Source organism: Candidatus Endolissoclinum faulkneri L5, from assembly GCF_000510265.1.
Lineage (GTDB): Bacteria > Pseudomonadota > Alphaproteobacteria > Thalassobaculales > Thalassobaculaceae > Thalassobaculum > Thalassobaculum faulkneri_A.
The window spans coordinates 1284152-1301242 of record NZ_CP006745.1 but is presented as its reverse complement, the minus strand read 5'-3'; the positions used below and the strand labels follow the sequence as shown (position 1 = coordinate 1301242).

Sequence of the window (17091 nt, the reverse complement as noted above, 5' to 3'; positions counted from 1 at the left end):
TTCGTTTAATTAATTTGACAAGTCCTTAAGAATACATAAATAAGCACCACTTGCTAGTGTGTTATACTAGCAAGTGGTGCTTATTTATGTATTTAACCCATGCTAAAATATATTAAAATATATAAATACAATATCTTAAATATGCCCCAACAAATGTTGAGCAAAAATATTTATATTATTCTTTATGATTGTATCTGTGAAAAAATTATTGACCTAATAAATATCGTGAAGATATATAGTTGTGCTATATTATAAGGCGACCGGAGTTTGCAATGTTTTGTTAAATTATTGTTGATGTAAGTTAATAGTATTATTTATAGTTTATTAGAATAAATTGGTGTTATTTGTTTACGTTTGGGCTGGATTATTCTCGAATAGGATTGTTTCTAGAAGTTTTTAACTTCACGATGTGGAGACAACTATCAGTTGTGCTGAGAAAAGCAAATACCGTATGTAATAGATTTATTTCGTGTTTTTACAGAACAGAAGAAGAAAGCTTATTTTTCTTACCTTAAAAGGTTTAATATACTTTATCGCGTATTATAAGTCCAACGCGAATATCCACTGTATTCTTTTTATAGCGATTGCTTCTGTCCCGCTGGTTCTATACTTAAAAAATGTGCAGAAGCATTTAGAATTTACACAGATGTATTATCGAAGCTAAATCTTTTGAAATATGCTTGTGTATAATGCTTAATGCACTGGAATTGCTTTGTTATAGGTTTATTCTAAGTTAATTAAAACGATTATAAAGAACTATAAACTTCAAGTAGTCGAATAAAGTTTAGAGAAAATACTAAGTAATAGAAAATAGCACTGCGCCGTTATTATATTGTATGGTCTTATACCTATTTATTTGCCATGTCCGGCATATTTATTGGGAAAGCAGATTTATGTCCTGTAGAGCCAAATTAGCCATCCACTTCCGAATAAGATACGGTAAATTACGAATGGAAAAAAGCTTGCACACTTTAACCAATTCATCATTAGCACGATTGATGTCAAGGCAGTAAAAAATGATAATCCAACAGCTATCAATGCGTCGATAGTAAGTTGAACATCACTATAACGGTATAAATCTAAACTAATTGCTGTTCCTGCAGCAAGTATTGCTGGAATTCCTATGAGCATTGAAAAACGACTTGCTTCTTGGCGTTCGTACCCTAGTGCCCGAGATGCTGTTATGGTGATGCCGGAACGACTGGTGCCTGGAATCAGGGCGAATATCTGTGCAAATCCGATAATTAGAGCATCTTTGTAGGACATATGTTTAATTCTTCGGCTTGTTCTACCAAGCCGATCGACAATTCCTAGTACAATACCAAAGCCAAGATTAGCCCAAGCAACTATTTTTGGAGAACGAATAATATCATTTATGTAATACTTCATTATATAACCAGCGCAAATAATGGATATGGTTGCTAGAATTATTTGCATAGTTAAGCGAAAGCCAGGATCTCGATATCCTCGTAATGTACCAAGAATCATGTGAGCGATATAGCGCCACAGGTATATGCATACAGCCAACAAACTGCCAACATGAACTGCTACATCAATTATCATTCCTTGATCATCAGTACCAAGTATAGTTGGAATCATTATTAAGTGACCCGAAGAGCTTACAGGAAGAAATTCAGTAACACCCTGAATTAATGCTATAAAAATTATATGATCAATAGACACTTAACTTTCTCCGGCAGTCTAAATTTAAATTATCAAAAATTCTATAAAGACTAGCTTTATTGTAAAAATACAATAATTTGTAATTTTAAATTTATCTGTTTTTTTAATTCAATAAAATTGATTATTACTATAATAATAATTCTAAGATCTTGTAAGATTTGTGAGTTATTTGATAAATTTGATTGTGAGATAACAAAATGATTCATAGCATATCTAGACTATGGATCAAACAAATTACTTAATACTAGCTTGCAGCACGTACTTATTAAGTAAAACAATACTTGTTAAGATTTCAGCTACTACAAACCTAATATACAACATAAGTTTTTATTTTGAATAATGAAAATATTTTATTATGCATAAAGTCAAGCGACAGCTGGCTAGGTTTTACTTTGCTAAAATTATTCATCTATATTTTTAATATTATAGCTAATTTTATTTTAAATATCATTAGTGTAATAACTTAGGTATCTTCTAGATTATATTTCTTTCTTCCGCTCTTCAATAGTAATTTATCAAATATGATAAATTACTATTATACTCGTTTTGATTATACGCCTTGATAAATAATGAATAAATAAGAGAAACGATCTTATAAGGAACTAGGAAATATTCATCTGCACTACTTAAAATGTAAGTTAAAGCACATTATAAGGTTAGTAATAGCTGAGAAGTAGATGATATTATATCATTGATTTACCGATAAAATAAGATCTAAGATATAAAATTCCTACTATAAATATAAATAAATCTTCTACCAAGCAGCAAATTATAAACATTTTAAAAACGTTAAGGTTATCTTATGCTCTATACAGGCTATAAATTACTAGCAATTAAAAAGTATACTAAATTTGCGTTTGTGATCTAGGATCATTATAATCACAAATAATTAATTTTAAAGCTAATAAGTAGATATGATATTCATCATATAAATAAAGTTAACCATTTTATTATACATTTTTTCTAAAAAAACGAACATAATTTTCTGGGAGCAATCTTAGTACTCGAAAAAACTACGCAATTTTCTAGATCGAGATGGGTGTTTGAGTTTGCGTAATGCTTTAGCTTCAATTTGACGGATGCGTTCACGAGTTACGCTAAATTGTTGTCCGACTTCTTCTAAAGTGTGGTCGGTGTTCATTCCTATTCCAAAACGCATACGTAACACACGTTCTTCTCTGGGAGTTAAGCTAGCTAATATTCGCTTGGTTATTTCGCGTAAATTAGTTTGAATAGCAGCATCTAGCGGTTGTATAACGTTTTTATCTTCGATGAATTCGCCTAGATGTGCATCTTCTTCATCGCCAACTGGTGTTTCTAAGCTGATAGGCTCTTTAGAAATTTTCAGTACTTTACGAACTTTATCCAGTGGCATCACTAATTTTTCGGCTAATTCTTCTGGAGTTGGCTCGCGACCGATTTCAGGAAGCATTTGTCTCGAGGTGCGAACTAATTTATTAATCGTTTCAATCATGTGTACAGGAATTCTAATGGTGCGAGCTTGATCAGCAATTGAGCGAGTGATAGCTTGTCTTATCCACCAAGTAGCATAAGTAGAAAACTTATAGCCTCGGCGGTATTCGAACTTATCAACCGCTTTCATTAGGCCGATATTGCCTTCTTGAATGAGGTCTAAAAATTGAAGGCCACGATTAGTGTATTTCTTTGCGATAGAAATAACGAGGCGCAGATTAGCCTCAACCATATCTTTCTTTGCTCTCCCAGCGTCTCGTTCGCCTTTTTGGACTGTCTGTACAATGCGTCTAAATTCGCTAATAGGTAGTCCTGCGTCAGCAGAAATTTTTGCTAAATTGGATCGATGTTTTTCGATCTGATCACTATAAGTTTTGAAAAACTTTCTCCAGCTTTCACCTTTCTTTGCAACTCGTTTAGCCCAGCCAGGTTCTAATTCATTACCAAAATGTTCTTCCATAAATGATTTACGAGATACATTGACACTGTCAGCCATCCGCCAAAGTTGCGTATCCACCTGAATCATATTACGATTTAGTGAGTATAACTGTTCTACAATAGAGTCGATCCTGCTATTGTTCAGGCGTACACTTTCCATAGCTTCAATTAGGTCTCTTTTAAGTTTTTCGTATTTGCGTTCAGGTGTTTTAGCAAGCTCTTCACCACGAGTCAGTTTATCAATTCGACGTTTTTGCATTTTCGCAAGCTTACTGTAAGTATTAGCAATATTATCAAATTTTTTTAGTACTTGTGGAATTAGTTGTTGCTCCATTACTGACAGAGATATATTGTTTTCTTCGCTATCATCAGGGTATTCATCGTTTTCTTTATTATCAAGACGTTTAGCTTTTTCAGACTTAGTTTCATTTTTTTTGTTGTTTTCATCGGAGTAGGGCGTTAGGGTAGCATGTTCTACACCGTAAGTAGCTTCCAAATCGATGACATCGCGCAATAGGATAGTGCCGTCTTTAAGTTGGTCGCGCCACTGTACAAGTGCACGGATAGTTAGTGGACTTTCGCAGATACCGCCAATCATCATCTCAAGACTAGCCTCGATGCGTTTAGCAATAGCTATTTCACCATCGCGAGAAAGTAGTTCAACCGAACCCATTTCGCGCAGGTAAATACGCATCGGATCGTCGGTACGTCCGATGTCTTCCTCAGAGACGTTTCCGGTTAATGTATTGTCTTTATCAATTTCTTCTTCCTTTTCAGGATTATATTCGTTTTCAATAAAATTAATACCCATTTCATTTAATACGCTAATCAGATCCTCGATTTGCTCTGAGGACAAATCTTCGTGTGGTAAGGTAGAATTTAACTCGCTATAAGTTAAGCATCCCCGTTCTTTGCTTTTTTTGATAAGATTTTTAATTAGTTGGCTTATGCTATCCAATAGCAACCTATCTGGCACGGCATCGTTCTCATGGGTATCTTTATTCTTTTGGGATGCCTTTGCTGTTTTAGTTGCCATAAGCTGTTGACCTCGCATTAATTGTCAAATTGATATCTTGCTCCCGCAGAGAATACTTTAAACTATTAAGTGTACAGTCAAAGCTGTGTAAAATACGGAAATAATCGGTTGCAAGCATATCCAGCTTCAATGTATTGAGGCCATAAAGTTAGATGTGCGTGCGCTAATGATATTATTTATTACGTCAATCTACATTGCATTTGCGTCTGTTGCGCCTATTTCATCATGATTTACCGCATGAATATTATTTATTAAATTAACTTTGTTTGCACGAAGAGCCATAATGATTGCTAGTGTATTATTGTCAATATTTTGACTATTATTCTTAATAATAGAATCTATTTCCTGCTCTATTTTTTTAATTTTATTTTTCATTAATAAAACAAAAAGAGCTTTTCCAGCAAATTCTGCGTTGTAACTTTGATCGCAAAATGGAAATATTTTTTTTGCATTTTTACTTAGAATAATTTTATTTGTAAAATTTATGTTTAAAAAAAATTTTATGGATTCAAATGCTGATTCTGGATAATTCCTCATAAAGCTAAAGATAGCATGCCGTGCATTTTCGTGTACCGGATCAGTAAAATTTTCATATCCAATACATTCACCAAATCTATTAAGCAAAGATGGATGCGCTGCAATAATTGAAATTATTAATTGTTCTCTTCTTACTTCGGAAGAGGATAATGTAAAATCCTTGCGTGACTTGCATGATTTATTTATTAAGAATTTTTTATAATTTTTTTTATTAAAAACTGTTTGATTAATAGAGTGCTTTTTTTGACTTTGGCTATGATTATCCGTGTATTTTTTCGTTAAGGGTGAATATAATTCTTTATCATATTCTTGAATATCTTGATATTGGTAATCAATACTATTAAACAGATCTTTATTTTTTTTGCGAAAAAAATTATGATATTCATAACGTATATATTCATCTGATATAGTATTGATTTTTAGATCAATGTCTTTTTTAAATTTTGCTTTGCTCTCTGGAGTGTCCAGATCACATAAAAATAACCAATTGGCCCACATAAATTCCGCTAATCCACGAGAAGTAGTAAGGAATTTATCTAGTACTTCTTTACCATAGCGCTTAATTAAGTCGTCTGGATCTTGCCCTTTCGGCAACGTTACAAAGCGTAAAGATTTGCCTGGCTTCAGTAGTGGTAGAGCACGATCGCAAACGCGCAGTGCAGCACGATATCCAGCCGTATCGCCATCAAAGCATATGAAAGGCTCTGCCGTGATTTGCCATAAATCTGTGAGCTGATATTTACTCAGTGTGCTGCCAAGCGGAGATACTGCAGGAAAACCAGCCTGATTTAGAGATAGAACATCTAAGTAACCTTCAGTGACAATTATTTTGCCGAACTTTGCGATCAAATTACCTGCTTGACTGATACCATAAAGAATTTGTGATTTGTTGAACAACTGAGTTTCTGGTGAGTTTAAGTATTTTGGTTGATTTTCATCTAAAACTCGTCCACCAAATCCAATGACATTGCAGCGTCGGTCAATTATAGGAAAAATTATCCTGTTTCGCATATAATCGACCATCAAGCTGGAATTTTTCTTTTCTTTATACTCTTTCACTAAACCTGCTTCTAGTAGTATTTTGTTCTTCACCCCCCTAGCTTTCATGGCATGCTGTAATGCATTGTGAGATCCTGGTGCCCAACCGATGCGAAAATTTTTTATAGTTTCCTTAGTTATACCGCGTTTCATTAAATAATTACGGCCAGCTTCTCCAGTGCTTGTGTGAAGTTGTTGCTCGTACCATCTGCAAGCAGTATCCATTGTCGATTGAATGGATTTGCGACTTTCATTTTGTTGCTGGTTTTTTGATTTTGAGTTCGGTACGTAAATTCCTGCTATGCTAGCAAGCTCTGCAACTGCTTCCATAAATTTTATGCCATCGGTTTCCATAAGAAATTTAAATATGTCTCCATGTGCTCCGCAGGCAAAACAGTGATAGAAACCCTTCTCATCAACTATAGAAAGTGATGGTTTATTATCATTATGAAACGGACATAGTGCTATGAATTCACGGCCATTTCGTTTTAGCTTGTATTTCCGGCTAATTACGCTGGATATTGTCAAGCGGTTACGTAGTTCTTCAATGAAATGCGGAGGAAACGACATGGGTAGGACTACTTTGCATATCAGAATGGGATCAATTAATGATACGTTCAGTCTGGCTATAATCGCGACTGCAATTGCAACGTGCTATATTATACTAGTCATTTTCTTGTTGATCTAGTGTAGATCTTAAAGCTGCCTTTATGCAGCTGGACTGAATTGCTAATTTTAGATTTCGTAGATGTATCGACACTTAATAGAGGCAACAAATAGTAGTTCGTTGTAAGTTTTTATAGTTTTTTCTATGAAACGAATAAATTAAGCGTAAAATGCAGCTACTTTGAGTTAAGTAAGCTATTAACATTTGATATTATTTTTCTTACAGTATAGTTAGATATTAATTATTTTTGGTATTTATAATTGACTATGTGTACAATTTACATCGTACGTATAACAAAGCATGTTATATATTTCAGTTATCTATAATATTTTTTATACTTCTCTATACTTTAGACAATCCCGTTAGGTAATTCCAATGCTATTAGAATTTTGTTAGCAAAACTAATTATTTCTATTACGAATCTTAATCAACTTAATATTTAGTTATACTCTTTTTGAAGAATAAATATCATATTCTAGCAAATTGCGTTTGTTTTTATAAGGGATTTAATTAGCTTATGTCGGTGATTATACAGGGTAACGCCTGTATTATGTGAGTTCATCAATGTAAACAAGAGCAATTTGCTGGTCTATATAATTTACCTATTATGCGTAAAAGCAATTTTTCAAAGACAATACTGGTTACTGCCGGAAAGCAAAAAAACCATTGCTTTTACAAGAAATAAATAATTTTTGCACAATCTAACATTTGGGTTGTTTAGTCTATAAAAAGTTTTATCATCGTTTTTTCTAGCATAAATTGCAAAAACTTTTTAAGCTAATAGTTGAACTATAGTCATCTATTGCATAGAATACTGAAAGCTTACCTTCAATAAGACATAAGATTATAATCTTTATTAAAAGGTTTTACGACTGATTGGCTACAATCTATTCATTTTGTGTAGGTTGTTATATTAAATATATGACAATAATTAGACTTCTTTCTTTATAAATCTGAAAAAATCAAGATATGTTTAAATTATTGTCGACTATGTATTTTTATTTTGCTTAAAAATTAATAAGTTAATTCTTTGTTTATGGAGTGAAATGGCTGTGATATAATCAGGTATTAATTTCAATTAAGTATCTATTACAGGCTTTTAAGTAAATTCACGAGAAAGTGGATTTCAATCCAGAAATTAACTTGGTTTAGTGTTATAACGCTTAATAGGTTGGCGTAGCCTGCTATTAATTATCCAGTGATAACGCGGTTATGTAGATAACCTACCCTTTGATCGTTATATAAACTTGCTAAGAAATTTTGTCTTGTATTTTATTGTTAACACCCTAACAATTGTCTATAGCATGTTAAATACAGTATAAGGAAATTTTTAAGTATTCTGTTAATAAAAATTTAGTATATAATTATATGTTTTTAATCTTATGATTAAAGGTATATTTGTGTGATTATTATCAAATGTTGTTTCTAACATATAAATATATTATTTATATTATAATGGTTATTTATATTATAATGGTAAGTTAGAAATTTTAAATATTAAGTATACGAAAGGCACTATTTTATTGCGCTTGTATTACAGAATTACTTCTATGAACTTAAAATCCAGAGAAAAACATAGATTACATAATCTGATATTGCTGTAATATATAATCAAAATTTAATTGTCAGATTTATTTAAAAAAAATTATGACCAACAGAAAAGAATTTTTTGATTTTCTTTACTGCTCTGTAGTCAGTAAATGCTATCACACGATCATGGCTACAAATAATTGCATCAGAAGTGGCCAGAATAACTTTTTCTCCACGTACTATTGCGCTAATTGTTATTCCGGAAGGCAGCGGATTATTTTTTAACGAATGCCCCACCAGTATCGATGTTTCTGTTATTTCTGCTTCAATTACTTCACCGAAATCTTCTCTTATCGAATAAATTTGATGAATATGACCTTGACGAACATGCTGAAGTATTCTGGAAACAGTAATAGCGCTTGGATTTACCAAAGTATCAATTCCAATCTGGGCAGCCAGTGGAGTATAGGTGGAAGAATTAGTCAGTGATATCGTACGTTTACAACCGAATCGCTTGGCCAGCACGGAACTTAAGATATTTACTTCATCTTCGTTAGAGACGGCGACAAAAGTTTCTCCTTGAGAGATATTCGCCTCTTCCATAATTTCTGGGTCGAGCACGTTGCCGTTTATTACGGTGGCATTCTTGAGAGATTGAGCAATATAACCGGCGCGATAATTGTTGCATTCGATCACTTTAGTACTTGTAGCACTATGCTTGTGATCAATTTCTTCGGCAATTGTCAAGCCGATATTTCCACCACCAGCAACTATAATGTTGCGAGGTTCAGGCTCTTTATTTCCGAAACTAGCTAGTACGTCAGATAGTTGTTTACTATCACATACAAAATATACCTCATCCCCTGGCAATAGCTGTTCGTCTATTTTTGGCAAAACCGTTTTATTATCCCGGATAATACCGATTATAACTATGAGCAATTTGGCAAACATCGAGGTAAGATGGTGCAGGGGAGTATGAATAATAGGCGTTGTTTTATTGCAGCGTATTCCTAGAATTTTGATCTTGCCGTTTGCCATAGTTAGCGCTTCAAGCGTGCCTGGTAATTCTAGACGTCTGCCAATTGCACGGGCAATTTCTCGTTCAGGTGATATGATTACATCAATGGGAATGTGCTCATGCGAGAACAAGTTACCCCAAGTGGGAAGCAAGTAGTCCTGGTTACGCACTCGAGCGATCTTAGTTGGTACGTTAAAGATTGAATGAGCGATTTGACAGGCAATCATGTTGACTTCGTCGCTATAGGTTACCGCAATTAACATATTTGCTTCACGCAGCCCTGCTGCTTCTAATGCGCTAGGGTAAGCGGCTAAGCCGGTTATTCCTTGCACATCAAGTGTATCGCTTATCTTCTGAATACGTTCTGCTGATTGATCAAGCATTACAACATCATTGTTTTCGCTGGCAAGATGTTTAGCAATGTTAGTGCCAACTTGACCTGCCCCACAAATAACTATTTTCATTTGAGCATAAATTTCATATAACAATAAAAATTTTTACAGTAACGCTGAAAATAAGTTGCTTCTTTAGAGCGATACTAAGATATCTTGTCCTTTGTGCATCGGTTAAGACGATCTATGCTAAACAATTAATTGTTCTGCGCTTAGCCGTACCAGAATAACTGTCTTTCTAAGGTTTAACATATTAATGTTTTAACATATTAATCAAGCTTAAAATTTTTTTTAAAAGCACTGCTTAATAAAGAGTTAATGATACTATACGCCTTATATTCTTTCTAAGAAGAGAAAAATTTCTTCGGAAGGTATAGGTTAGTATAAGTCAATTTAGCCATTTAATGATTGCTTAGTACATTTTGGAATTCTCCCGTAGATAGACTACACAACTACGATATTACACATAATAAAAAAGTTTTGTGCAGAAACTTTCAAGAAATCATTTTTATTATTACAATGCGTAATTGTTTATATGATCCATACGTATCTCAAAATTTACTTTTAATATTCTCACGTGATTGGTGAAATTGATAATATATGCCTAGAATGTCTGGATAATATATGCCTAGAATGTCTGTAAGATCTTATAATATAGATCGCAGTATTTAGCTACTAGTCTTTCCAGAGGAAACAATACGAGAATTATCTAAAATTAGTGAATGTTAAATTAACTAGAAGGTAGTCCATAACTTACAAAATATTTCAGATCTCTATTTCTTCATAGATATAACTTAGCTTAAGTTCAATATCCTAATTAATTGCTAGAGCGAATTAAATGACCATTTGGGTTTTGATTTACGATTTTTCTTGCCTAAAGCTAGAACCAATCTTTGCATTCATGGATAATAATATCTGATATACAATAAAGGATTTTCTATAGCATTTCTAGCTTTCATATAGCATTGGCAGCGAAGAAACTAGCAGCTTTTTAATTTATTATTTAAATTGATTCTATAATCTTAAATAAAAAAACTTTTAACTGCACTAAAGTATTATTTGTGCATACAAGGCTAGTTTGCTTTTAATAATGATTTATAGGTATGCCATAATAAATTTGACTGTATTGAATAGCTCTAGAAAATTATCATTTACATTTATTTAGCTTTATAGCTAAAGATAATGAAAAAGCTTTACATTTCTTTTTCAAAGAATTACCTATTTACCACTTAGATGTTAGTGCTTCTTTTCGACGATTAAGAATATTTTTATGAATAGCCTGTTAATCCAATGCTTAATAAGTAGCTATGTTAAACCAAGTGCTAAACTACTAAAAGTAGCATACAGGATTTCTTATGAGTGCTATTGGAGTTTAATTAAGTCGCTATTGCCCTTCAACGGATTCATAATTAACTTAGTTAATCAGAATTATTCCTACTTTTGATAACACATCAGTTAAGGCATTTTATTATTAAGAAAATTTACATAACCGTATCATGCAGTTTATCGTAGTTATCATGCAGTTTATCGTAGTTGCATTATCTTTCAGATAATCTTACTAAAAAACTTAGCATAATTTTTCTACTCCGGCTATGATTATTTGCTTATCAATTACAAACGTAGATTTTTCTAAAATCTTAGATTAAATATCCTCGATAAATTTTTAAGCAAATGATCGCTTTTATACCGGTGTTATCGAGTATTTATTAAAATTTTGATCTCGTTTCTAATTAAAATCTACTCAAAGACAATCAAATCCTTTAATTATAGAGTACATACTTCTAATTAAAATATGATAATGTATTTTTTAGAAAAAACTTTGTTTAATCTTTAGTGTTCTTATGGTATTCTCTTTTTTAAGCGATTTTAAGTGAAAATGTCTTGTTGAGTTTTTATATACAGCAAATATCAGCAGCTAGTCCGCTTTAGGTTAATTTCTAATTGAAACGCTGTAAATTTTTAATCCTATAGAAGTCAAAATATAGGCCTAGATTGTATAAGTAGATTTATCGAAGAACAGAAAAATCACTAATTCACTGTTGAATAGTACTTAATTTTAATAATTGATTTAGTACTTTAATCCAACAGCTAAGTTACAATAGAGGTTATTTTAGTAATTTCTACAACATCAAGATAAAATATAGCTAGTTTGTTTGTCACAATTAAAACTAATCTGGTTTAGCTATTATCTTGCATTTAACTAGTTAACCCTGCTCTTATTATTCATTAGTCCAATATTAAGAAAAAGTATCTTAAAATTTTTATAGTAAGGCGATTGTATTTTTCTGAGTTTAGATATTATTCCTAGATACTTTCATAGTCTTAATGATTTGAATTTTTCTCATTGCGCGCACATCAATAAGGGGGTTTTACGAATCTTGTTCCATCAAGCAGCATATTATTAAACAACTGCGTAAAATAGCTAGCTCATAGAAAAGTTGTTTTTATTAATATTAGCACTAATAGTACAAATAATGACAAAGCAAATGGAAAATGATGATTAGAAAATTTTAATGCTGTCCTAATCAAAATATATACTCGTATTAATTACAGCATATTGCCGATCCTCGCATCTAGACAGCAGGTCGAATTGCCTAAATCTTTAGGCAAACAAATATTTTATGTATGATTTAGCTTACGTAGTGTCGAGTGTGTAATAGATTTTAATTATTCCAGCTAAACCACGCCTTCCTGTAGTGAACTTAATTTATGGCGTTATCTTGACAATAAGTTGGCATTATCTTAACAGTAAGTTAAAGTTGAATCTGAAGAAAAGCCAATAAGAGTTACAGACTCAGTTTAGCTAATAAAACACCAACATGATCATTTATACTGACATAAGTATTTTATAATTAAGCAGAACAACCGGGTTAAATGATTGGATTGACACTAGAAATAACTTATTTTGATTAGTTACCTTTACCACCTTGATACTGGAGTTTTATCATTATTTTTAGCTAGATTCCACTTATCGAAGCAGATAAGTGATTTACGAGTATTTAATTCAAATGAATTGTTGGCGTATCTGATAGTGAACTAATAAAACTTATTAGGGGTAGGATTTCCTGGCTTGATCCCTAAAAACTTATCTATTATTTGGTCAGAGCAATTATATTGTTGAACAAGTAAAACTACTAGCTTGGGTCAATCACCTTAGGTGTAGTTTATATGTAGAAGGCCAAGGCGCGAAAATAAGATCATGAATACATAATCGAAGAGCTAATCGTGTTTCTCTAAATAGAGATAGTTTATTTCGCCAATAGTTTTTTACTAACAGCAATATTTATTTTCAATTCCATCCCTTAAATGACAGTTGTTTTACTTATAAAATAAAAAAAACAAGATCAACTTGTAATAAAATAACACTTATAGCTTAGGGTAGGTGGTTAACAAATTAGCCAATTTTCTTATCTAAAAAATCACGAAAAAATGAAATAGTAGCTTCGCTAACGTGATGTTCAATACCTTCAGCATCTGCCTCTGCGATATTCCGGTCAACCCCAATAGCTATAAGGAAATCACATACCATTTGATGGCGTTCTTTGCATGTCTTTGCCAAGATACGACCATTGTCAGTAAGGAAAATAGCACGATAAGGTTTACTGGTAACGTAACCATCGCGCTCCAATCTTTTTAGTGTATTGTTGACGGTTGCTGGACTGACACCAAAACGTTCTGCTAGCGCTACTGCACGAGCTTCACCATCTTGATCAATCAAGTTAGCGATCATTTCCACGTAATCTTCTGTGACCTCGCGTGCGTGTTCGTTGCGCAAACGTTTAAAGTTGTCCGCTTGATTATCGATAATTTGGAAGATAGACTCGTTAGCCATTCCGTCCTCACGCAAAAAACCTCTATCTGAATTTTATAGTGGGATTTGCTTGCAAGCAATTTATCAAAATTGATAATAATATTCTTATACGTATGATCATAGAATATTGCAACACTACTTAATAAAAAATCAGACTTTAAGCGTAAAACTCAACAAAGCTGATTATAAAAGTGTACAAAATCTATAATTAATCATTTAAACTAATTCTCTGCTTGTAAAAATCCTTTAATCTTTGGGCTTAATTGAATTAAGCTGCTTGATATCTTGATATTATTGCTTCGGCACTGTAGTGTAATATGTTGCTAATATCTAGCATTCCCTAATAAAGATATCGCATCGATAGATTAATAAAAAATATTGTTAATTATTTTGGACGCCAAATACTGTAGTAAGTTGCTTGTATTTTGCAAAAAACTTAAAGGGCAAATGGAAACATATTCCAGGTGAATGGCTAGGGTTAGAAAATAACTATATTTCGTCAATATAATACGTTTTAATTTACTAGTGGTAGAGTAAAACCAATGATACATTCTAGAAAATAGTGTAAATAGTTATAATAATAACTTTTTACACATAAATTAATGCTATTAAAAAATTTAACTAAGATAAACCGTGACGGATGTTAATAGCTTATTATCTATGATTTGCATAATTTTGTTGTGTTTATGTTTTGTTTTATGATTGTTCTTACATTTATGCAGCAAATATAAGGATAATTGGTTTTTGAATTTGGCTTGAAATTTAGTTTTTGAATTTGGCTTGAAATTTAAAAGATGATCTCAGCTAAGCGCGTTATAGATCTTCTAACACTTCTATAGTAGAATGATTAGATGCTGAAGGAGGTGATAAAGTAGCTTTTGCTAAAAGCATGGTTCTGCATCGCTAAACTTCAAGCGGGCAGTGTGTAATGCTAAATGGCTTAGCAATTATATTTGCTAATTTTTTCATATTAGAAGGCAATTGCCAACCAATACTTAATTTCTTATCTTTTCTTTGTTTTGCGCAAGAGTAATTATAAAATAAGGTGCTTAATTTATTAAATCATTCAAAAATTAGTCGTTTGCATTTTTTATATAATAGCTTATATTGTCCAGATATGTGGTCAATTTCTAACATTGAATATAAACTTTGGTAAATCTATAAGTGGGAGAAAGTGTTATGGCATTATTTTACTTGTGTTTGGCTGTGTTGTTTTTACAACTCTATATTGGTCTAACTCCTCATTGAATATTATTTCGTAAGCTAGTTTGTTTATGATTGTCGAGGAGAGTAGGCTTCAGCGAAGCTACAATGCTTTACTCAATACGTTTTTCTAAAAATGCATAATTAGGGTAAGATTCAATTTCTCACACTAATTATGCATGATCTTAAAAATTATTTGCTATTCTAAAAGTAAGTTTACTATTATAAATGTTAAGCTGTTGCTTAGAAAAACAAACAGTTTGTCTTATCAAATTTTAGCGCTCATCGACCGTAAACTTAAATTATTGTTCAAATGTTTTAGCATATTCTATGGCCAATCGCTTTTGGATGAGCTTTTGCCAGGTGATAAGTATGCATTGTTCATTTAAGTGGAGTATATATAATCAGCTTGATAGCTTGATTATATCTCAAACACTATGACAAAAAACATTTCTACTATACGCAATTTCGCGATTATTGCTCATATTGATCATGGAAAATCAACATTAGCTGATCGGCTAATTCAGATGTGTGGTGGACTGTCTGATCGTGATATGAAGCAGCAAGTTCTTGACTCTATGGACATTGAGCGTGAGCGAGGAATTACTATTAAGGCGCAAACTGTTCGTCTGATTTATAATTCTAGGGATGGCAATAACTACACCTTGAACATGATTGACACTCCTGGTCATGCAGATTTTAGCTACGAAGTTAGCAGATCGCTAGCAGCCTGCGAGGGCTCTGTTCTAGTAGTTGATGCTGCGCAGGGAGTTGAGGCGCAAACGTTAGCTAACGTTTATCAGGCGATTGAGCTAAATCATGAGATCATAATTGTTTTGAATAAAGTTGATTTGCCTGCTGCTGATCCAGAGCGGGTAATGCAGAATATTGAAGAGGTAATTGGCCTAGATACCTCGAGAGCTATAATGCTTTCGGCAAAAACTGGTCTTGGAGTTGCTGAATTACTTGAAGCAATTGTTGAGTTTTTACCCCCCCCGAACGGTACTAAGGAGGCCCCACTAAAAGCAATTTTGATAGATAGTTGGTATGATAGCTATCTTGGTGTTACCTGTCTTGTACGTGTAAATGAAGGTATACTAAAGAAGGGCCAGAAGATAAAGATGATGCAAACCGGTGCATTGCATCGGATTGAGCTCCTTGGTGTCATGACGCCAAGAAGGGTTACTGTTGATGAATTAGGTCCAGGCGAAGTAGGCTGCATAAACGCCTCTATCAAAAAAGTAGCCGATACTAGTATTGGAGATACAATAACTGAAGAAAATCGCCCAACGGATAAGTTGATAATAGGTTTTAAGCCTAGTATTCCTGTAGTATTTTGTGGGATATATCCTGTTAATTCAGCAGATTGTGAAGTTTTGCGTGATAGTATAGAGAAATTACGTTTAAACGACGCTAGCTTTCAGTTTGAACCTGAGACCTCAGCCGCGCTAGGTTTTGGTTTTCGTTGTGGATTTCTTGGCCTGCTTCATCTAGAAATCATTCAAGAGCGCTTGGAGCGTGAATTTAATATTGATTTGATTACTACAGCACCAAGCGTCGTTTATAGAATTTACACAACTGATAATACAATGATTTATCTACATAACCCTACCGATCTGCCTGACTTAATGAAGATTGATTATATCGAAGAACCGGTCATTAAGGGTACAATTTTTGTACCGAACAAGTATCTTGGTCATATAATAGCTCTTTGCATTGAACGTCGAGGCGAACAAATTAAGTTAGTATATTCAGGAAGCCGAGCAATGCTAGTTTATCGTCTACCTCTGAATGAGGTTGTGTTTGACTTTTATGATCGTTTGAAAGCGAATAGCAAGGGTTATGCAAGCTTTGATTATCAAATGGCTGGCTACAACAAGAGCGATTTGGTTAAGTTATCAATCATGGTTAATTTTAGGACGGTGGATGCATTATCGATGATTGTTCATCGCACTCGCGCTGATCTACGTGCTAGAGCTATGTGCTTGCTTTTAAAAAAACTTATTCCCAGACAACTTTTTAAAATTGCCATCCAAGCAGCAGTCGGAGGGAGAATTATTGCTCGAGAAACTATTAGTGCCATGCGCAAAAATGTAACAGCAAAATGCTATGGGGGAGATGTCACACGAAAGAAAAAATTATTGGATAAACAAAAAAAAGGCAAGAAAAAGATGCTACAATCTGGACAAGTGGAAATTCCACAATCTGCTTTTATTGCTCTCTTGAAATTAGATGTCTAAGCTTCAAAAGCAAAAGTATTTTGTC

At 33.0% G+C, this 17091-nt stretch carries 6 protein-coding genes; 1 reads left to right on the top strand and 5 read right to left on the bottom strand.

Annotated features, from left to right (window positions below; translation table 11 throughout):
* Positions 1-891 precede the first annotated feature (891 nt).
* The 5 genes from P856_RS03670 to mntR form a co-directional block, all read right to left on the bottom strand.
* Positions 892-1683: an undecaprenyl-diphosphate phosphatase gene (locus P856_RS03670; protein ID WP_025300817.1), complete on the bottom strand. Its 792-nt coding sequence runs from the start codon at positions 1681-1683 to the stop codon at positions 892-894.
* Positions 1684-2680: 997 nt separating this feature from the next.
* Positions 2681-4630, bottom strand: a complete 1950-nt coding sequence (gene rpoD, locus P856_RS03665; protein ID WP_025300816.1) for an RNA polymerase sigma factor RpoD — start codon at positions 4628-4630, stop codon at positions 2681-2683.
* Positions 4631-4819: 189 nt separating this feature from the next.
* Positions 4820-6775: a DNA primase gene (gene dnaG, locus P856_RS04165; RefSeq protein ID WP_025300815.1), complete on the bottom strand. Its 1956-nt coding sequence runs from the start codon at positions 6773-6775 to the stop codon at positions 4820-4822.
* Between the two features lie 1732 nt (positions 6776-8507).
* Positions 8508-9884: a Trk system potassium transporter TrkA gene (gene trkA / locus P856_RS03655; protein ID WP_025300814.1), complete on the bottom strand. Its 1377-nt coding sequence runs from the start codon at positions 9882-9884 to the stop codon at positions 8508-8510.
* Positions 9885-13206: 3322 nt separating this feature from the next.
* Entirely contained in the window at positions 13207-13644 is a 438-nt protein-coding gene (mntR, locus tag P856_RS03650; RefSeq protein ID WP_025300813.1) for a manganese-binding transcriptional regulator MntR, read from the bottom strand.
* A gap of 1619 nt (positions 13645-15263) precedes the next feature.
* Between mntR and lepA the strand changes: the two genes are divergently transcribed.
* Positions 15264-17066: a translation elongation factor 4 gene (gene lepA, locus P856_RS03645; protein ID WP_025300812.1), complete on the top strand. Its 1803-nt coding sequence runs from the start codon at positions 15264-15266 to the stop codon at positions 17064-17066.
* The last annotated feature ends 25 nt before the right edge of the window (positions 17067-17091 follow it).

Bases quoted from the DNA above. Each gene is read 5' to 3' on its own strand.
- rpoD (WP_025300816.1), bottom strand. From the start codon at position 4,630: ATGGCAACTAAAACAGCAAAGGCATCCCAAAAGAATAAAGATACCCAT.
- dnaG (WP_025300815.1), bottom strand. From the start codon at position 6,775: ATGTCGTTTCCTCCGCATTTCATTGAAGAACTACGTAACCGCTTGACA.
- trkA (WP_025300814.1), bottom strand. From the start codon at position 9,884: ATGAAAATAGTTATTTGTGGGGCAGGTCAAGTTGGCACTAACATTGCT.
- mntR (WP_025300813.1), bottom strand. From the start codon at position 13,644: ATGGCTAACGAGTCTATCTTCCAAATTATCGATAATCAAGCGGACAAC.
- lepA (WP_025300812.1), top strand. From the start codon at position 15,264: ATGACAAAAAACATTTCTACTATACGCAATTTCGCGATTATTGCTCAT.